Raw genomic sequence first — 19735 nt, 5'->3', positions numbered from 1 at the left:
TCATGCTCCCCATCCGGCCTGCGTGCCGCCGGCGCGCTCGGCCACGATCTTCTCCTGGTACCCGCTGCGGTGGTAGGCCGCGACGGGGTCCGGGTCCAGCCCGGAGTCCTCGCGCAGTTCGGCCAGCAGCGGCCGGACGTCGGTGTTGTAGGCGTCCATCAGCACGGCGTTCGCGGCGAGCACGTCCCCTGCCTGCTGGGCGGTGCGCAGCGCGGGCCGGTCGACGAGCAGCGCCTTGGCCGTGGCCTCCTGGACGTTCATCACCGACCGGATGATCGCCGGGATCTTGGCCTCGATGTTGTGGCACTGGTCGAGCATGAACGCGATGCCGTAGGCCGGGTCGAGGGCGTCGCCGCGGACGATCTCGTACATGATCCGGAACAGCTGGAACGGGTCGGCCGCCCCGACCATCAGGTCGTCGTCGGCGTAGAAGCGGGAGTTGAAGTCGAACGCGCCCAGCTTCCCCGCGCGCAGCAGGAAGGCCACGATGAACTCGATGTTCGTGCCCGGGGCGTGGTGGCCGGTGTCGATGCAGACGGTCGCCTTCTCCCCCAGCTCGACGCAGTGCGCGTAGGACGTGCCCCAGTCCGGGACATCGGTGGCGTAGAAGGCGGGCTCGAACAGCTTGTACTCCAGCAGCATCCGCTGGTGGTCGCCGAGCCGGTCGTACGTTTCCTTCAACGCCGCGGCGAGCCGGTCCTGGCGGTCGCGGATGTCGTCCTGGCCCGGGTAGTTGATGCCGTCGGAGAACCACAGCTTGAGGTCGCGCGAGCCCGTGGCGTCCATGATGGAGATGGCTTCGAGGAGGTGGTCGGTGGCCTTGCGGCGGATCCCGGCGTCCGGGTTGGTGACCGAGCCGAGCTTGTAGTCCTCGTCCTGGAAGACGTTCGTGTTGATCGCGCCGATCTCGATGCCCTGGTCCCGCGCGTACGCCGTCAGGGCACCGTAGTCGTCGACCTTGTCCCACGGGATGTGCAGCGCCACGCTCGGCGCGACCCCGGTGAACCGGTGCACGGTCGCCGCGTCGGCGATCTTCTCCTCCGGCGTCCGCGGGACGCCGGGTTGGGGGAACACCTTGAACCGGGTGCCCGAGTTCGCGTACGCCCACGACGGCGTTTCGATGCGCTGGGCCCGCAAAGCCGCTTTGACCGCGGTCAAGTCACCCATGGCGATCACTGTCCTTCCCGGACGTCGAGGTGGAAGACCTCGTCGAGCAGCTGGAACCCTTCATCCGGCGGACCGCCGTCCAGGCCGGTGAAGAACTCCGCCATCTCCGCCTGCCAGCGGGTGTTGACATCGGTCTCCGCCATGGCGGCCTGTGCGGCTTCGAGATCGTCCGCCTCGACGTACCCGATCAGCAGGCCGTCGCCGCGGAGGAACAGCGAATAGTTGCGCCAGCCGGTGTCGTGCAGGGCCCGCCGCATCTCGGGCCACACCGCTCGGTGCCGCTCGGCGTACTCGGCTTTCCGGTCGGGCTTGACCTGGAGGCAGAAGCAGTACCGGGGCATCAGAAGTTGAACTTGTCGATGTTGTTCGCGTCGAACGTCGTCGGCGGGCCGAGGACGATCTCGCCGCTCGCGCCGATCTTGTAGTCGCCGAGCTTGCCCGCCTTGAACGTCTCGCCCTCCTTGCCGGTGATCTGGCCGGACTTGAGCGCGACGCCCGCGTAGGCGGCGAGGTAGCCGATGTCGGCCGGGTTCCACAGCGCGAACTGCTTGACCGTGCCGTCCTTGACGAAGGCGCGCATCTGGTTCGGCGTACCGAGGCCGGTCACCGCGACCTTGCCCTTGTAGCTGGAGGTGCTGACGTACCGCGCGGCGGCCGCGATGCCGACGGTGGTCGGCGAGACGATCACCTTGAGGTTCGGGAACGACTGCAGCAGGCCCTGGGCCTCCTGGAACGACTTCTGGTCGTCGTCGTTGCCGTAGGCGATCTTGTCCAGCTTGATGTTCGCGTACTCCGGCTTGGCCAGCTCCTTCTTCAGGACCTCGATCCAGGCGTTCTGGTTGGTGGCGTTCGGCGTCGCGGACAGCACCGCGATCTCGCCGGAGCCGCCGGAGAGGTCCTTGGCCTGCTTGGCCAGCGCCTCGCCGATGCCCTGGGTGGTGGCCTGGTTGATGAAGACGTCGCGGCAGTCCTTGGCGGCGTCCGAGTCGAACGCGACGACCTTGATGCCGGCGCTGCGGGCCTGGTTGAGCGACGGGCACACGGCGTTCGGGTCGTTCGCGGCGATGCCGATGACGTCCTGCTGCTGCTGGATGAGCGTGTTGATGTAGCTGACCTGCGAGGACGCGCTGGCGTCGTTCGGCCCGACCAGCTTGTACTCGCCCTTCAGCTCCTCGAGCGCCGCCTTGCCGCCGCTGACCTCGATGTCGCTGTAGGGGTTGTTGAGCTGCTTGGGCAGGAAGGCCATCTTGACGCCGGTCGCCGCGGTGGCGTTCGGGTTCGCCGTGGCCGTGGACTCACTCGCGCCGGAGCCCGCGGAGTCGTTCTTGGTGGTACCGCCGCAGGCGGCCAGCACGAGCACCAGCCCGGCCGACACTGCGCCGGTGAGGAACCGTCGGGACATCTTCGTCACCTTTCTGGGGATACCGGAGCAGTCGCCCGGCTCCGGCGGCGCAGTGCCGTCCGGGCCGAGGACACGATGTTGGGCAGCAGGACCGACACGATGAGCAGCACGCCGGTCACGATGTTGAGCGCCTCGTTGGACACGTCCTGCAGGCGCAGGGCGTTCTGCAGCGACGCCAGCAGGACCACTCCGGCGAGCACGCCGGGCAGCGTGCCCTTGCCGCCGAAGATGGACACGCCGCCGAGGAGCACGGCGGCCACCACAGCGAGTTCGAGGCCGTAGCCGTTGTCGGCGCGGGCACTGGAGTAGCGCAGGGTCCACAGGATCCCGGCAAGCCCGGCGACCGCGCCGCTCACGACGTAGAGCCAGAACTTGAGCCGCCCGGTGCGGATCCCGGCGAACCGGGCCGCCTGCTCGCCCGCGCCGGCCGCGAACACGCCACGGCCGATCGGCGTCGCGTGCAGCACGACGCCGAAGATCAGGGCCACCACGGCCAGCGGGACCAGGACGTTCGGGATCGGGCCGTCGCCGATGGTCCCGGTGACCCAGGTCGTGTAGTCGCGCGGGAAGTCGGCGACCGCGCCGTCGCCGAGGACGACGAACGCCAGGCCGCGGTACAGCGCGAGCGTCCCGATCGTGACGGCCAGCGACGGCAGCTTCAGCACGGTGACGAAGAAGCCGTTGAGCCCGCCCAGGACCGCGCCGAGCACGACGCAGAGCGGGATGATCGTCTCGATCGACAGCCCCGCGTCCCACAGCGAGCCCATCACCGCGGACGTCAGCCCGAGCGTGCTCGCCACCGAGAGGTCGATCTCGCCGGTGACGATGATGAACGTCATCGGCAGCGCGACCAGCGCGATCGGGAGCAGGTCGAGCAGCAGGAAGGTGAAGTTGCGGCTGGTGCCGAAGTTCTCGACGGCACCCGAGGCGACGATCAGCACGATCACCGTCACGAGCACGACGGCGGCGTCCCAGCTGAGCAGCCGCCCGAGCGGGTTCGGTCGGTCAGACATGGGCGTCCCTCTTCTGTGACACTGAGCGCCTTGACAGTGTTTTCTGGACCCGGACGGCGACGAGCCGGTCGGCGCCGATGGCCAGCAGGATCAGCGCGCCGACGATCGCCTGCTGCCAGAACTGGTTGATGTCGAGCACGGCCAGGGCGCTGCCGATGACGGTCAGCAGCAGCGCGCCGAGGCCGGCGCCCCAGACCGAGCCGCTGCCGCCGAAGACCGCGACCCCGCCGACGACGGCCGCCGCGACGACGTTCAGCTCGTAGCCGGTGCCGGCGGCCGCGTCCACCGTGCCGAACCGGGCGGCGAACAGCACCCCGGCGAGGCCGGCGAGCGCGCCGCTGACCAGGAACGCGGCGGTGGTGTTGCGGCCGACCCGGATGCCGGCCAGCTTCGCGGCCTGCGGGCTCGACCCCATCGCGTAGAGCTCGCGCCCGGCCGGGTAGCTGCGGAGCACGATCCCGGCGATCACCAGGACGAGCACCGCGATGAGCACGAGCCACGGCACGCCGAGCACCGACGCCGTCCCGAAGTCCAAAAAGGACGCGGGGAGCTTGTCGGCGTTGATCTGCTGGCCGCCGGCCCAGAAGTAGCTGACGCCGCGGTAGGCGTAGAGCGTGCCGAGCGTGACGACCAGCGCGGGCACCTGGCCGAACCGGACGAGCGCGCCGTTGACGAGCCCGCAGACCGCGCCGACACCGAGGCCGGCCAGCACGGCGACGATCACCGGCAGCCCGGGGTTGTCGCGCATCAGCGAGCCGACGGCGAAGGCGGCGAGGCCGAGCACCGAGCCGACCGACAGGTCGATGTTGCGGGTGATCATCACGATCGCCTGCCCGACGGCGAGCACCGCCAGGATCGCCGTCCCGAGCAGGATGTCGCGGATGCTCTGCCCGGACAGGAACCGGGAGTTCTGCGTCGCGGTGAACGCCACCAGGACGATCAGGGCGAGGACGATGCCGGATTCGCGGGCCTTGAACACGTTCGCGGTCCACGAGCGTCCGGAGTGGACGGCCGGGTCGCCGGTCACGGGGGCCTCCTTCGTGACGGTCATGCGGCGGCTCCCTGGCCCATCGCGGCGTACATGACGGCGTCTTCGGTCGCGTCGGCGCGCGGAAGTTCCGCGACGAGCCGGCCTTCGCGCATGACGAGCACGCGGTCGGCCATGCCGAGCACCTCGGGCAGCTCCGAGGACACCATGACGATCGCGACGCCTTCGGCGGCCAGGGCCGACATCAGCCGGTGCACCTCGGCCTTCGTGCCGACGTCGATACCGCGCGTCGGCTCGTCCACGATGAGCACCTTCGGCGCCATCGCGAGCCACTTGGCCAGCACGACCTTCTGCTGGTTGCCGCCGGAGAGCGTGCCGACGGGGTCGGCGAGGCGGCGGTACTTGGTGCGCAGGCGCTCGGTCCAGCGCCGGGCCTCCTGCCGTTCGCTCGCGCCGGTCAGGAAACCGAGCTTGGAGAGCGCGCGCGACCGCGGCAGCGTCACGTTCCGCTCGATCGAAAGGTCCATGATCAGGCCCTGCTGACGGCGGTCTTCCGGCACGAGTGCCATCCCGGCGGCCATCGCGGCCCGCGACGAATGCGCTTTCAGCTTCCTGCCGCCGATCTTCACGACCCCGGCGTCCCGTTCGTCCACTCCGAACACGGCTTGGACCACTTCGGAGCGTCCGGACCCGACGAGGCCGGCGAACGCGACGATCTCCCCGGCGCGCACCGAGAAGGAGATGTCGCGGAAAACGCCTTCACGCGTCAGGCCTTCGACTTCGAGCACGACCGCGCCGGGTGTGACGTCCTGCTTCGGGAACAGGGCGTCGAGGTCGCGGCCGACCATGCGCTTGACCATGTCGTCGACGGTGACGTCTTCGAGGAGGTCGGTGGAGACGTGCTTGCCGTCGCGCATGATCGTCACGCGCTGGCAGAGCTCGGTGATCTCCTCGAAGCGGTGGGAGATGAACATGATCGCCGCGCCTTCCTGGCGCAGCGTCCGGGCGACGGTGAAGAGCCGGTCGACCTCGACGCGGCTGAGCGCGGCGGTCGGCTCGTCCATCACCAGCACGCGGGCGTCGGCGCTGAGCGCCTTGGCGATCTCGACGATCTGCTGGTCGGCGATCGACAGGCCACGCGCCGGGCGGGCCGGGTCGATCCGGACGCCGAGGCGGGTGAAGAGCCGTTCGGCCTCTTCGCGGATCGCCGTCCGGTCGATGCGGCCCAGGCTCTTGCGGGGGTGGCGGCCCATCACGATGTTCTCCGCGACGCTCAGGTCGGGGAAGAGCGTGGGTTCCTGGTAGATCACGGCGATGCCGGCGGCCTTCGCGTCGGCGGGCGAGCCGAACTCGACCGGCTCGCCGTCCAGCAGCAGCGTGCCGTCGTCGGGCTTGTGCACCCCGGCCAGCATCTTCACGATCGTGGACTTGCCGGCACCGTTCTCCCCGACCAGCGCGTGGGCCTCCCCGGCATGCAAGCCGAAGCTCACGCCGGCGACGGCGGCGACCGCGCCGAACGACTTGGTCACGCCGCGCACCTCCAGCAGAGGGGCCTGGCCCGGGCGTGGGCGCATCATCGCGACCTCCGGATTGAAAGGTTTCACAAACCTGGCGCGGTGACGCTACTATGCGGTCGGAGAGCAAGTCAATGAATCCGCCGAACCGTGGCCAAACGGCTTCTGGACCGGGCAGTTCGTGATGATGTTACGTTTCAAAGGGGAGGGCACATGACGGTCCAGGAGTCCGGTGCCGAGCCAAGAGCGGCGGGCATGAAGGACGTCGCGGCGGCCGCCGGCGTCTCCCTCGGCACGGTGTCCAACGTGCTCAACCGGCCCGACCGGGTCAGCCCCGCCACCCGCGCGAAGGTCGAGACGGCGATGGCCGAGCTCCGGTTCGTGCGCAACGAGTCCGCGCGGCAGCTGCGGGCCGGGCGCAGCCGCGTGCTGGCGTACGTGATGCTCGACGGCAGCAACCCGTTCTTCACCGACGTCGCCGCCGGGATGGAGGACGCCGCCGACGCCGGCGACCTCTCGCTGTTCCTCTGCAACAGCGCGCACCAGCCGTCGCGCGAGGCGGCCTACCTCGGCCGGCTCGAACAGCAGCGCGTGCAGGGCATCCTCATCACGCCGGTCGACCCGGACGCGCCGCTGCTGGGCGAGATCGCGCACCGCGGCACCCCGGTGGTGGTCGTCGACCGCACCCCCGGCGGCACGACGCACTGCTCGGTCGCCGTCGACGACGTCTACGGCGGCGAAATCGCCGTGCGGCACCTCCTCGAGCAGGGCCACGACCGGATCGCGTTCATCGGCAACCACACCACGGTCGGGCAGGTCCGCGACCGGCGGCTGGGCGCGCTGCGCGCGTTGCAGGCGGCCGGCCTCGGCCCCGGCCACCTGGTCGACCTGACGACGACGGCGTTGACGGTGGCCGACGGCCGCGGCGCGGGCGAGCGCCTGGCGGGGCTCCCGGCGGCCGTCCGCCCGACGGCGGCGTTCTGCGCCAACGACCTGGTCGCCCTCGGCCTGCTCCAGACGTGCGCGAACCTGCGCATGCGCGTCCCGCAGGACCTGGCGATCGTGGGGTACGACGACATCGAGTTCGCCGCGGCGGCCGCCGTCCCGCTGACCTCGGTCCGCCAGCCCCGCCGCCGCCTCGGCCGCACGGCCGCCGAGCTGCTGCTGGCGGAGGCCGAGCCTGGCCACGAACACCGCCAGGTGGTGTTCACCCCCGAACTCGTGGTGCGCGCCTCCACCCTGCGCTGAGCAACGGGCTCCGACAAGAAACTGGCAGCCGGGTACGTTCGCTGGGCGGCGGCCGCGCAAAGGGCAGGAACGCTGCGCGCCGCGAAGCCCTGGGCCACACTCTCGCCACCGGCGTGGGCGCTTGCGAGAGTGCACTGGACCGCGCGGAGCACCGGATCGGCGAACCCGAACCCGATGCGACCGGGGTGCGCGCCTCCACCCTGCGCTGAGCAACCCGCTGATCGTTTGTGACGTCTTACCCGGCACAAGCGATAACCCCAGGGAGCCCGAGCACGGAGGTCGTGGATGGCCGACTCGCAACCGCGGCTGTCCCGGCGCGGGTTCCTCGCGGCGAGCGGGGCCGCGCTGCTCGGCGCCGTCGTCGCCGGGTCGGCCGGGCATGCCGCACCCGGGCCGGACAGCGCGCGGCTGGGCGATTTCTGGCTGTTCGGCCGGTACGACGACGGCTGCACGGAACTCGGCTTCGACGAGATCGACCTCTCCCCCGTGCAGCTGCCCCACTGCGTGACGCCGCTTTCGTGGACCGGCTGGGACCCGGCGTCCTGGCAGGACCGGTGGATCTACCGCAAGCACTTCACGGTGTCCACGGCCGAGCGCTTCACCGCCCGCTTCGACGGCGTCATGACGAACGCTTCGGTCTTCCTCAACGGCGCGCCCGTCGCGACGCACCAAGGCGGCTACCTCCCCTTCGAGGTGGAACTCCCCGGGGTCGTCGAAGGCGACAACGTGCTCGCCGTGGTCGTCGACGGCCGGTGGGCCCTGGACGTGCCGCCCAACCTGCCGCACAGCGCGGGTCCGTCGGTGATCGACTTCTACCAGCCGGCCGGGATCTACCGCCCGGCGGCGATCGGCCCCGTGCCGCGGACCCGGCTCGCCGACGTCTTCGCCCGCCCCGTCGACGTCCTCTCCCCCGGCCGGTCGCTGCACCTCACTTGCACGCTCGACGCACCCGTCGTGGCCCAGGTGACCGCGTCGGTCCGGCAGGCGGGCCGCGAGCTGGCCCACGGCACCGCCCCGCTGGAAGGCACCACCGCCGAGTTCGACGTGCACGGGCTCGACGCGGTCCGGCTGTGGGACGTCGACGATCCGGCGTTGTGCGACGTCGTGGTCACCGTGCGGTCCGGGCCCGCCGTGCTCGACCAGCGGACCGTGCGGATCGGGTTCCGCGAAGCGGAGTTCACCCCCGACGGCTTCTTCCTCAACGGCCGCCGGCTCAAGCTCGCCGGCCTCAACCGGCACCAGTGGTACCCGTTCGCGGGCGGCGCGATGCCCGACCGCGTCCAGCGGCGCGACGCCGAGATCCTGCGGCGCGAGCTCAACTGCACCATGGTCCGGTGCTCGCACTACCCGCAGTCGAGCGCGTTCCTCGACGCCTGCGACGAGCTGGGCCTGCTGGTCTGGGAGGAGATCCCCGGCTGGGGCCGGATCGGCGACGCGGCCTGGCAGCAGCAGAACCTCCGGGACGTGTCGGACATGATCACCCGCGACCGCAACCACCCCAGCATCGTCGTCTGGGGCACCCGCGTGAACGAGGCCAACGGCACGACGGCGATGTACGGCCGGACCGGCCGGCTCGCCCGGCAGCTCGACCCGTCCCGGCCGACGAGCGGCGCGCTCGCCAGCTCGACGGGCGCGCGGTTCGCCGGCGGCGACGTCGAAATCCTCGCCTACAACGACTACACCGCCCGCCGCGGCGCGCCCTTTCAGCTGCGCCCGCCGCGCGCGGGGGTCCCGTACCTGGTCACCGAGACGATCGGCACCCTCTCCGGCGCCCGCGCCTACCGCCGGACGGATCCGGCCGCGACCCAGCAGCTGCAGGCCGAGCTGCACGCGAAGGCCCACGACCTGGCGGCCGCGGACGACCGGTACTGCGGGCTGCTCGCCTGGTGCGCGTTCGACTACCCGTCGGGCTGGCAACGGTCGGTCGGCGGGTCGAAGTACGCCGGGGTGTCCGACTTCTTCCGGATTCCCAAACCGGCGGCCGCGTTCTACGCCTCGCAGGGCGACCCGCTGGTGCGGGCGGTCGTCGAGCCGGGGTTCGCCTGGGACTTCACGGCTTCGCCCGCCGGCCCCGGGCGGGACGTGACGATCTGGTCCAACTGCGACCGGCTCCTGCTGTTCCTCGACGACCGGCCGATCGGTGCGGCGCGCAGCCGCCGGGCGGACTTCCCCCACCTGCCGTACCCGCCGTTCGCCGCGGACCTCGTCGTGCCGCGCGGGCCGCGGCCCCAGCTGCGGATCGACGGTTACGCCGGCGGCCGGCTGGTGGTGTCCCGGCGCTTCAGCGGCGACCGGAGCCGGGACGTCCTGGGCTGCGTCCCGGACGACACGCAGCTGCGCGCGGACGGCGCGGACGCGACCCGGGTGGTGGTGTCGGCGATGGACCGCTTCGGGACGCTGCGCGCGGGGGCGACCGGCAAGGTGACCCTGGCGCTGACCGGACCGGCCGAGCTGGTCGGCGAGCCGGCCCTGGACCTCGGGGCGACCGGCGGCGCGGCGGCGGTGTGGCTGCGGCCGTTCGCGGGACCGCCCGGGGTGCTGACGCTGACGGCCCGGCACGGCTCCCTGGGCACGGCCACCGCGACCGTGACGACGAGCGCCAGTGGCTCAGCAGGCGGGTCGCGGTCGTGAGGTCAGCCTTCACCCGCCAGGACCCGCGCCAGCACCGCGGCCTGGCTGATCGTCGGCGACCCGCTCGCCGTCAGCAGCGTCACCGGGCCGCCCGCCGCCAGCTCGCGCAGCCGCTCCAGGGCCGCCACCCGATCGGGCTCCCGCAGCTCCGCGCGGTACCGCTCGGCGAACTCTTCGAACCGCTCCGGGTCGTGGCCGTACCAGGTGCGCAGCTCGTCGGACGGGGCCAGACCGCGGTACCAGCCGTCCAGGACGACGGCCGTGCGGGCCGTGCCGCGCGGCCAGAGCCGTTCCACGAGCACGCGGACGCCGTCGGCGGGCCCGGCCGGGTCGGCCAGGCGCGCCACCCGGACGTCCGTCGGCTGCATGCGCGCATTCTGCGGTGCGCCCGCGCGCGCCGCCACTCCGGAATCCGGGGGCCCCGGTGCGCAACCGCGTGACGCCGGCCGGCGAGATCGTCGACGTCCCGCTGCGCGGCGCGTGGACCGGCAACCGGGGCGTGCTGCACCGCGGCCACGAGATCGTCCGGTTCCACGGCGGCGACCTCTGGATCACCTGCGCGCTCGCCTTCAAGGACCGGTGGCGCGAGCAGTGGCTGCCGAACCGCTACACCCACCTGTACTTCCACGACGAAGCCGTCTCCTTCGCCGCCGGGCACCGGCCCTGCGGCGAGTGCCGCCGGCCCGCGTACACCGCCTACCGCGACGCTTGGCCCGGGAGCCCGTCGGCCGGTGAGATGAACCGCCGGCTGCACGCCGAACGCCTGGTCCGCGGCACCCGTGTCCGCCGGCTGCACGACCTCGGCTGGGCCGGGCTCCCGGACGGCGTCTTCGTGCTCCGCGGGGACCACCCCGAGCTCAAGGTCGACGGCCACCTCACCGAGTGGACGACCGCGGGCTACGGCCGGAAACAGCGACTGCCCAAGGCAGGGATCGTCCCGGTCCTCACGCCACCGGCCACGATCGCCGTGCTGCGCGCCGGGTACCCCGTGCAGATCGACGACAGCGCCCGCTGAAACGCGCGAAGGGCCACCACGGCGACCGAGGGGGAAGGTCTCCGTGGTGGCCCTACCCCCAGCTCGCGCCGCCCGGGTGGGAGCGGCAGCCCGTCGGTCCGCACCGGCGAGCCGAGCGGGTGCGTGGACATCGTCGGGGTGGTGTCCGTACCGCCCGGCCAGGATCGCCGACCGGGCTTGCAACCGGCTTGCAGTACGGTGGTCACCCGCCCGGGTGAACGGAGGTGACGGAGTGCGGTTCCGCGTCCTCGGCACCGTCGAGGCGTCCGCGGCCGGCACTCCGGTCGACCTCGGCTCCCGCAAGCAGCGGCTCGTCCTCGCCGTCCTGCTCCTCGAAGCCGGCCGTCCCGTCCCGCTCGACCGGCTCGTCGACCTGCTCTGGCCCGCCGCGCCCCCGGCGAGCGCGCGCAACACCGTCCAGGCGCTGGTTTCCCGGCTGCGCGCGGTGTTCCGCGCCGCCGGCGGCCCCGAACTGGTCACCGAGGGGCCGGGGTACGTCCTGCGCGCCGACCCGGAAGCCGTCGACGTCCACCGGTTCACCGCGCTCGTCCGCCGCGCCCGCGCGGCCGACGACGAGACCGCCGTCGCGCTGCTGGACGAAGCTCTCGCGCTGTGGCAGGGCGACGCGCTGGCCGGCACCGCGCCCGCCGACCTGGCCGACCGGCTCCTCGCCGGGCTGAACGAAGCCCGCTGGAGCGCCCTCGAGGACCGGATCGACGCGCAGCTGCGGCTCGGCCGCGGCCGAGCCGTCCTCGCCGAGCTGACGGCGCTGGTCTCCGCGCACCCGCTGCGGCAGCGGTTCGTCGGCCAGCTGATGCTCGCGCTGCACCGCGAGGGCCGCACCGACGCCGCCCTCGCCGCCTTCCGCGATCTGCGGACCCGGCTGGCCGACGACCTCGGCCTGGACCCCGCGCCGGAGCTGACCCGGCTGCAGTCGGCGATCCTCGCGGCCGACCCGGCGCTGGACGCCGTCGCCGAACCGGTACGCCCCGCCCAGCTGCCGCACGACGTCCGCGGCTTCACCGGCCGCGCCGCCGAGCTGGCCCGGCTCGACGAGCCCGCCGCCGGCCCCGGCCCGGACATCCGTGTGCTCACCGGGACGGCCGGCGTCGGCAAGACCGCGCTCGCCGTGCGGTGGGCGCACCGCGTCCGCGACCGCTTCCCGGACGGCCAGCTCTACCTCGACCTGCGCGGCTTCGACCCCGACCACGAGCCGCTCACCCCCGCGGTCGCCGCCGCGCAGCTGCTGCGGGCGCTGGGCACCGATCCGCGGGCGATCCCGCCGGATCCGGACGGCCGGACGGCGCTGTGGCGCTCGCTGCTCGCCGACCGCCGCGTGCTCGTCCTGCTTGACAACGCCCGCGACAGCGCGCAGGTGACGCCGCTGCTGCCGTCGTCGGGCACGGTGCTGGTGACCAGCCGCCAGCGCCTCGGCGACCTCATCGCCCGCACCGGCGCGCGGCCGGTCCCGCTGGCCGTGCTGCCCGCCGAGGACTCGCGGCACCTGCTGGAGACGGTCCTCGGGGCGCCCGTCGTGGCGGCCGAGCCGGCGGCGGCCGCGGAACTGGCGCGGCTGTGCGGGCACCTCCCGCTGGCCCTGCGGCTGGCCGCGGCGAACCTCGGCGACGCGGGCGGGCTCGCCGACCTGGCCCGCGAACTCGCCGACGGCGATCCCCTGGCCGGGCTGAGCGTCGACGGCGCCGAGGAAAGCGCCGTCACGACGGCGTTCTCCGTGTCCTACCGGGCCCTGCCCGCCGAGCACCGGCTGCTGTTCCGGCGGCTCGCGCTCGTGCCGGGCCAGACGTTCACCGCCCCCGCGGCCGCGGCGCTCACCGACGTCGCCGAGGGACGCGCCGGGCAGCAGCTCAAGGCGCTGGCCGCCGCCCACCTCGTCGAACGGCACCTGCCCGGCCGCTACCGCTTCCACGACCTGCTGCACAGCTACGCGACCGGCCGGGTCACCGCCGACGACTCCGCCGAAGCCGCGGCCGCGGCCCGGCGGCGGCTCCTGGACCACTACCTCACGACGGCGGACGCGGCGGGCCGCCGGCTGATCCCGCACTTCCTCCGGCTGCCCCGGCCCGAACCGGCCCAGGTCTTCGCCGGCACCGAGGACGCGCTGGCCTGGCTCGACACCGAGTGGCCGAACCTCGCGGCCGCCGTCGAGCACGCGGAAGCCCGCGAGTACGCCTGGCACCTCGCCGACGCGCTGCGGGCGTTCTTCCACCACCGCGGCCACCACACCGAGTGGATCGACACCGCGACCACGGCGCTGACCGCGGCCCAGGCCGCCGGCGACCGGCAGGCGCAGGCGGCGATGCGGCTGTCGATCGCGCTCGCCGGCGTCAACAGCGGCCGGTACGCCGAGGCGCGCACGCACCTGACGACGGTCCTCGACGCCGGGCTGGCGGCGGACTGGCCGGCCGGGCGCGCGGCGGCGCTCAACAACCTCAGCGCGGTGCACCAGCGCCTCGGCGACCCGCACGAAGCCATCGCGTGCGGCGAGGAGTCGTTGCGGCTGTGCGAAGAACTGGCCATTCCGGGCGTCACGATGGCGCTGGCCAACCTCGGCTTCGCGTGCGGCCAGGTCGGCGAGCTCGACGCGGCGCTGCGCCACTTCGGCCGCGCGCTGGAGATCGCCGAACGCGACGGCGCGCGGTTCAGCGTCGCCGTGGTGCTGGTCGACCTCGCGCACATCCACCGCGACCGCGGCGACGCCGAAGCCGCCGAGTTCTACGAACGAGCGCTGACGGCCAACCGCGAAGTCGGCTACCAGTACGGCGAAGCGGCGGCGCTGTCCGGCCGCGCGGTGCTGGAGGCCCGCGCGGGCGACGACACGCGCGCGCTCGCGGACGCGGCCGAAGCGGTCGAACTGACCCGCCGCATCGGCGACCGGGGCACGGAAGCTTCGGCGCTGGCGGCGCTCGGCGAAGTGAGCGTCCTGCTCGGCCGGCCGGCGGCCGAGCCCCTCACCGCGGCCCTGGACATCGCCCGGGAGACGAGCTTCGCGTGGTGCGAGGCGGCCGCGTTGACCGGCTTGGCGGAAGCCGCGCTCGCCGACGAGGACACCGGCCAGGCCCGGCTGCACGGCGAGGCCGCGGCCAAACTGGCGGCGCAGGCCGGCTACCGCCCGCTCGAATCCCGGGTGGCCCGAGTCCTCGCGAAGCTGCCCGGCTGAGCAGTCTGCCGCGGCTGGTCGTGAGTGTGAAACAGGGTCAGAACCCTGTTTCACACTCACGACCCGTGTCAGCAGGTGCCGGTGGGCGGGGCCGAGCACTTCGCGCGCGACAGGATCGTCGCGAAGTTGTCCTGGTAGGCCGCGCTGATCGCCGGGTTCTCGACCTTGATCAGGATCTCGTCGTTGTCCCGCAGGGCCGCGCCGGAGACGTTGTGCGAGCCGGTGAAGACGATCGAGCGGTGCGCGGTCTCGTTGTAGTGCCCGCGGTAGAGCATGTACTTCGAGTGCACCGAGATCTCGCGGGCGTTCACCGTGGTGCTGAACCGCTTGAGCGTCACGTTCGCCTTGCCCTTGAGCGCCGCGAGCGCGGCCGGCTCCATCGTGCCGTAGACGATCCGGACCTGGCAGCCCAGTTTCGCGATCCGCGCGAGCTCGGTGACGACCGGCGTGCGCGAGTCGGCGATGTTGGCCTGGACGACGTCGAGCGCGCAGCCGGACTCGTACTTGGTGATCCACTTGAGCAGCTGCGCCCAGGTGTCGGTGGCGAACTCCTCGGAGTCGCCGCCCGCCGAGTCGGCGCGGGGCGAGAGGTAGCTGGTCACCTGGCTGTCCGGCGACTTGTGGTACCCGCCGTCGTCGAAGTAGTCGTTGTCCTTCTGCTGCGCCAGCATCTTCTTGACGTGCCCGAGGTAGAAGCCGTAGAGGTCGGGGTCGCCGTAGGTGAGCAGGGCGTTGTTGAACAGGTTGCCCTGCGTGGTGGTGAGGTTGTGCGACCCGATGACGACGACGTCCTTCTTGCCTTCGGTCTCGGAGAACATCCACAGCTTGTCGTGGTTGATCGAGTGCGGGCTGCCGCCGTGGGCGATGCAGCCGGTGTTCGTGCCGCCGGTGCCGCAGAAGACCAGCTGGGTCAGCCCGGCGGACTTGAGGATCGGCATCGCGGTGTTGGCGGGGTCGTCGTCCGCGCCGCCGTCGATGGCGATGCGCACCTTGACCCCGCGGGCCTGCGCCGCCTTGAGCGCCTCGGCGGCCGCCGGGCGGGTCCAGCTGTAGACGGAGAAGTGGATCTCCGAACCGGCCGGCGCGGCGTCGATCAGCTGGACCAGCCGGGTTTCGATCGAGTGGTCGCGGTCGCCGTTCTCCGGCGGGTTGTTGAACAGCGCTTCCATGCCGCTGGTGGCGACCGCGGGCGCGGTCTCGGCGTGGGCGACCGGGCCGCCGGACAGCGCCACCACCGTGCTGACGGCCGCCATCCCGGCGGCGAGTGTCTTGAACCGAGAAATCATGGTGCCAACTTGGCCACCCGGTGTACAAGATCCGTACACCTGGGCTTCACCTGGCATATACGGCAAACAGGACGGTTGCGCGCCGCCGCACCACGACCGAGACTGCCGGGATGAACCAGCACCTCGTCGACCGCGCCCGGCAGCACTCCGTCGGCGATCTGCTCCGCCGCACCGCCCTGCGGCTGCCGGACAAGCTCGCCCTCGTCGACGGGGACACCCGGTTCACCTTCGCCGAGTTCGAGGCCGCCGCCAACCGGTGCGCCCACGCCCTCGCCGACCGCGGCCTGCGCAAGGGCGACCGGCTGGCGGTGCTGAGCCACAACTGCTGGCAGTACGGCGCGCTCGCCTTCGCCACCGCCAAGCTCGGCGTCCTGCTCGTGCCGGTCAACTTCATGCTCGGCGCCGACGAGATCGCCTACCTCCTCCGGCACGCCGAGGTCGCCGCGTTCGTCACCGAAGACGCCCTCGAGCCGACCGCCGCCAAGGCCCTGGAGCTGGCGGAGCGCACCGGCGTCGTCCGCGGCCGGATCGGCCCGGCCGGCGAGTGGGAAGACATCGGCACCTGGCTGTCCGAAGGGGACGCCGAAGCACCCGACGTCCTCGTCGCCGACGACGACCCGCTGCGGATCATGTACACCTCCGGCACCGAGTCGCGGCCCAAGGGCGTGCTGCTGTCGAGCCGGTCGCTCATCGCGCAGTACGTCTCGTGCGTGATCGACGGCGGCATGAGCGCCGACGACGTCGAGGTGCACTCGCTGCCGCTGTACCACTGCGCCCAGCTGGACTGCTTCTTCTCCGTCGACGTCTACCTCGGCGCGACGAGCGTGATCCTGCCCGGTCCGGACCCGGCCGCGCTGCTCGCCGCCGTCGAGCGGGAGCGCGCGACGAAGCTGTTCGCGCCGCCGACGGTGTGGATCTCGTTGCTGCGCCACGAAAACTTCGACCGCACCGACCTGTCCAGCCTGCGCAAGGGATACTACGGCGCTTCGGCGATGCCGGTCGAGGTGCTGCGCGAGCTGCGGCGGCGCCTGCCCGACGTCGAGCTGTGGAACTTCTACGGCCAGACCGAAATGGCCCCGCTCGCGACCATCCTGCGTCCGCACGAACAGCTGGAGCGCGCCGGATCAGCCGGGCGGGCGTCGCTGAACGTCGAGACGCGGATCGTCGACGACGAGGACAACCCCGTGCCGCCGGGCGAGATCGGCGAGATCGTGCACCGGAGCCCGCACGCCACCCTCGGCTACTATCGCGACGAAGAAAAGACCGCCGAAGCGTTCCGCGGCGGCTGGTTCCACTCCGGCGACCTCGGCGTCGTCGACGAGGACGGCTATCTGTCCGTCGTGGACCGCAAGAAGGACATGATCAAGACCGGCGGCGAGAACGTCGCCAGCCGGGAGGTCGAAGAAGCACTGTACCTGCTCGACGGCGTCGCCGAAGTCGCCGTCTTCGGCATCGGCCATCCACACTGGATCGAAGCGGTGACGGCGGTCGTCGTTCCGCGTGAAGGCGTGGATCTCGACGCTGTGCAAGTGATCGACCACGCAAAGGCACACCTCGCCGGTTACAAATGCCCCAAGTACGTCGTGTTCGCGGACCGGCTTCCCAAGAACCCCAGCGGAAAGATCGTCAAGCGGGAATTGCGGGAACGACACAAAGGACTCGCGACCGAGGGCTGAGCCACCGAAAACTCCTTGCGCGGCACGGGAGACCGCGGATACCGTCGGCTGCCCGCCACGGCTTTCCGAGGAACGCGGGACGTGCGTCCCACCAGGGCCGACCGGCCCGGAAACGAGATACCCGAAAGCCATGGCGCGCGGCGTCCGTCGGGTCTAGTAATGAGGCCGTTCCTCGTTCCCGAACCGCGAAAGGAAGCTCCCGTGTCCGTTTTCCTCGCCGTCCTGCTCGCCCTGGGCGCCGGGCTGTTCGTCGGCAGCCGTGTCCACAGCGCCCGCGAGGCCCGCGCCAACTACTCCGCCTACCGGGCCCGGACCGCGAAGGGCTTCGGGGAGATGATCCGCTCCGGCGTGTCCGCCCTCGTCGCCGTCGCCGGCGCCCTCGTCCTGCTCTTCATCCTGCTGAACGTGCTCCAGCAGGCCTGACGCGGAACCCGACTCATGGCGGGTTGTTGCCGCCCCGGCGGCAGCGCACGCTTTCCCCTGGCCCCGACGGGCGGGGCCGGGAAAGGACTCCCCCATGAGATCGAGGGTGCTTTCTGCTGCGCTCAGTGCCCTGGTGGGCCTGCTGGGCACAGTCGTCGTCGCCGCGCCGGCCCAGGCCGCCGCGGTCTGCGGTGACCAGGTCGTCGGCAACGGCGGGTTCGAGAGCGGTACCGCGCCGTGGACCCAGACCAGTGGCGTCATCTCCGCCGCCACCACGGCGGAGCCCGCGCACGGCGGGACGATGGACGCCTGGCTGGACGGCTACGGCAGCACGCACACCGACACCCTGTCCCAGTCGCTGACACTGCCCGCCGGCTGCGCGTCGGCGACGCTCTCGTGGTGGGCGCACGTCGACACCAAGGAGACGACGACCTCCACCGCCTACGACAAGCTGACGGTGCAGGCGGGTTCCGACACCCTCGCGAGCTACTCCAACCTCGACAAGAACACCGGGTACGTCCAGCGCACGGTCGACGTGTCGCGCTACCTGGGCCAGACCGTCACGCTCAAGGTCACCGGCACCGAGGACTCGAGCCTGGCGACCAACTTCCTCCTCGACGACTTCTCGCTGACCACGACCGGGACGTCCAACCCGCAGTCGCCGGTCGTCACCTCGCCGGGTGCCCAGACGAGCGCCGTCGGCCAAGCCGTGTCGCTGCAGGTCCAGGCCAGTGACCCGCAGAACGACGCCCTCACCTACACCGCGACCGGGCTGCCCGCCGGGCTCGCCATCGGCGCGAGCACGGGCAAGATCACCGGCACGCCGACCACGGCCGGGACGTCGTCGGTGACCGTGACGGCCAAGGACCCGGCCGGCAACAGCGGCAGCGCGACCTTCGGCTGGACGGTCACCGCCGCGCCCGCGGACTCCACCCGCACCCCGATCAACCCCGCCTACACGGTCAACCTCACCTCGAACACCGCCGGCACGACGTGGACCGGCCACCAGAGCGTGAGCTTCACCAACGGCTCGGCGACCGCGCTGCCCGAGGTCTACCTGCGGCTGTGGGACAACTACCACGGCAGCTGCCCGACGACGCCGATCACGGTCACGAACGTCACCGGCGGCACGCCGGCCGCGTTGAGCGTGAACTGCACCGCCATGAAGATCACGCTGCCTTCGCCGCTGGCGCAGGGGCAGTCGGCGACGATCGGGTTCGACCTGAGCATCGTCGTGCCGAGCGGCGCCGACCGGTTCGGCCACGACGGCGCGTACAACATGATCGGCAACGCGCTGCCGGTGCTGGCGGTCCGCGACGGCGCGGGCTGGCACCTCGACCCGTACACCAACAACGGCGAGTCGTTCTACACGGTGATCGGCGACTTCGACGTCACGCTGGTGCACCCGACGTCGCTGCTGACCCCGGCCACCGGCACGTCGACCGAGACGACCAGCGGCACGACGACCACCACGCACGCGGTGGCGCCGAAGGTGCGCGACTTCGCCTGGGCCGCCGGGCCGTTCGCGAAGATCACCACGACGTCCGGAAAGGGCGTGCGCGTCAACGTCTACTCGGTCAGCGGGATCTCGACCAGCAGCGCCAACCAGATGCTGACGCTGGCCGCCGACTCGATCGACGTCCACTCGGGCCGCTTCGGCGACTACCCGTACGGCGAGGTGGACGTGGTGCTGGACAACAACTTCTGGTTCGGCGGCATGGAGTACCCGGGCTTCGTGCTCGACCTCGTGTCGACCACGGCGCTCCCGCACGAGCTGGCGCACCAGTGGTTCTACGGGATCGTCGGCGACGACGAGTACAACTCGCCGTGGCTGGACGAGAGCTTCACCGACTACGCCACCGACCTCTACCGCGGGGTCACCGGCAGCGGCTGCGGCATCACGTGGCAGTCGAGCGCGGAGAAGCTGACCAACTCGATGGCCTACTGGGACGCGCATTCGTCCCGGTACTCGACGGTCGTCTACAACTACGGCAAGTGCACCCTGCACGACCTGCGCCGGCTGATCGGCGACACGGCGATGGCGAACCTGCTGAAGTCGTACGCGCAGTCGCACTGGTACGGCGTGTCGACGACGGCCGAGTTCAAGGCCGCGGCGCAGGCGGCGGCCGGGTCGACCGACCTGACGTCGTTCTGGGCCTCGCACCGCGTGGAGGGTTAATCGGTTGGCTCCCCG

At 71.9% G+C, this 19735-nt stretch carries 15 protein-coding genes; 7 read left to right on the top strand and 8 right to left on the bottom strand.

Annotated elements, in window-relative coordinates:
• From rhaI to ACERZO_RS13380, 6 genes are read right to left on the bottom strand one after another with little or no spacing between them, the layout of a single operon-like run.
• The gene (rhaI, locus tag ACERZO_RS13405; protein ID WP_372664939.1) at positions 1–1167 is read right to left on the bottom strand and encodes an L-rhamnose isomerase; all 1167 of its coding nucleotides are present in this window, start codon (positions 1165–1167) and stop codon (positions 1–3) included.
• A 5-nt stretch (positions 1168–1172) separates the two neighbouring features.
• On the bottom strand, positions 1173–1508 hold the full coding sequence (locus ACERZO_RS13400; RefSeq protein WP_372664938.1) for an L-rhamnose mutarotase: 336 nt from the start codon (positions 1506–1508) through the stop codon (positions 1173–1175).
• Entirely contained in the window at positions 1508–2569 is a 1062-nt protein-coding gene (rhaS, locus tag ACERZO_RS13395; RefSeq protein WP_372664937.1) for a rhamnose ABC transporter substrate-binding protein, read from the bottom strand. Before rhaS ends, ACERZO_RS13400 begins: the two co-directional genes overlap by 1 nt.
• A gap of 5 nt (positions 2570–2574) precedes the next feature.
• Positions 2575–3582 (bottom strand): ABC transporter permease, encoded by a 1008-nt coding sequence (locus tag ACERZO_RS13390; RefSeq protein ID WP_372664936.1) that lies wholly within the window; start codon positions 3580–3582, stop codon positions 2575–2577.
• Positions 3575–4633 (bottom strand): ABC transporter permease, encoded by a 1059-nt coding sequence (locus tag ACERZO_RS13385; protein WP_372664935.1) that lies wholly within the window; start codon positions 4631–4633, stop codon positions 3575–3577. Before ACERZO_RS13385 ends, ACERZO_RS13390 begins: the two co-directional genes overlap by 8 nt.
• Complete coding sequence (locus tag ACERZO_RS13380) at positions 4630–6147, bottom strand: sugar ABC transporter ATP-binding protein (RefSeq protein ID WP_372664934.1); 1518 nt, start codon at positions 6145–6147, stop codon at positions 4630–4632. Before ACERZO_RS13380 ends, ACERZO_RS13385 begins: the two co-directional genes overlap by 4 nt.
• A 150-nt stretch (positions 6148–6297) precedes the next feature.
• Between ACERZO_RS13380 and ACERZO_RS13375 the strand changes: the two genes are divergently transcribed.
• Positions 6298–7332: a LacI family DNA-binding transcriptional regulator gene (locus ACERZO_RS13375; protein ID WP_372664933.1), complete on the top strand. Its 1035-nt coding sequence runs from the start codon at positions 6298–6300 to the stop codon at positions 7330–7332.
• Positions 7333–7617: 285 nt separating this feature from the next.
• Complete coding sequence (locus tag ACERZO_RS13370) at positions 7618–9963, top strand: glycoside hydrolase family 2 protein (RefSeq protein WP_372664932.1); 2346 nt, start codon at positions 7618–7620, stop codon at positions 9961–9963.
• Positions 9964–9965: 2 nt separating this feature from the next.
• Here the strand turns inward: ACERZO_RS13370 and ACERZO_RS13365 are convergent, their stop codons facing one another.
• The gene (locus ACERZO_RS13365; protein WP_372664931.1) at positions 9966–10331 is read right to left on the bottom strand and encodes a DUF488 domain-containing protein; all 366 of its coding nucleotides are present in this window, start codon (positions 10329–10331) and stop codon (positions 9966–9968) included.
• A gap of 56 nt (positions 10332–10387) precedes the next feature.
• On the opposite strand from ACERZO_RS13365, the gene ACERZO_RS13360 reads away from it, so the two are divergent.
• Both ACERZO_RS13360 and ACERZO_RS13355 read left to right on the top strand, forming a co-directional pair.
• Complete coding sequence (locus tag ACERZO_RS13360; protein ID WP_372664930.1) at positions 10388–10978, top strand: hypothetical protein; 591 nt, start codon at positions 10388–10390, stop codon at positions 10976–10978.
• Positions 10979–11210: 232 nt separating this feature from the next.
• The gene (locus tag ACERZO_RS13355) at positions 11211–14156 is read left to right on the top strand and encodes an AfsR/SARP family transcriptional regulator (RefSeq protein ID WP_372664929.1); all 2946 of its coding nucleotides are present in this window, start codon (positions 11211–11213) and stop codon (positions 14154–14156) included.
• A 68-nt stretch (positions 14157–14224) separates the two neighbouring features.
• Here the strand turns inward: ACERZO_RS13355 and ACERZO_RS13350 are convergent, their stop codons facing one another.
• Complete coding sequence (locus ACERZO_RS13350; protein WP_372664928.1) at positions 14225–15442, bottom strand: phospholipase D-like domain-containing protein; 1218 nt, start codon at positions 15440–15442, stop codon at positions 14225–14227.
• A 110-nt stretch (positions 15443–15552) separates the two neighbouring features.
• Between ACERZO_RS13350 and ACERZO_RS13345 the strand changes: the two genes are divergently transcribed.
• The 3 genes from ACERZO_RS13345 to ACERZO_RS13335 all read left to right on the top strand — a co-directional run bounded on the left by ACERZO_RS13345 (position 15553) and on the right by ACERZO_RS13335 (position 19720).
• A complete protein-coding gene (locus tag ACERZO_RS13345; RefSeq protein ID WP_372664927.1) occupies positions 15553–17118 on the top strand; it encodes an acyl-CoA synthetase in 1566 nt (521 codons plus the stop codon).
• A gap of 201 nt (positions 17119–17319) precedes the next feature.
• The gene (locus ACERZO_RS13340) at positions 17320–17541 is read left to right on the top strand and encodes a hypothetical protein (RefSeq protein ID WP_372664926.1); all 222 of its coding nucleotides are present in this window, start codon (positions 17320–17322) and stop codon (positions 17539–17541) included.
• Between the two features lie 106 nt (positions 17542–17647).
• On the top strand, positions 17648–19720 hold the full coding sequence (locus ACERZO_RS13335) for a putative Ig domain-containing protein (protein WP_372665567.1): 2073 nt from the start codon (positions 17648–17650) through the stop codon (positions 19718–19720).
• The last annotated feature ends 15 nt before the right edge of the window (positions 19721–19735 follow it).

It is taken from the genome of Amycolatopsis kentuckyensis, assembly GCF_041679295.1.
In the GTDB taxonomy this organism is placed as follows: Bacteria; Actinomycetota; Actinomycetes; order Mycobacteriales; family Pseudonocardiaceae; genus Amycolatopsis; species Amycolatopsis kentuckyensis_A.
This window is presented reverse-complemented; position numbering and strand designations above follow the sequence as displayed.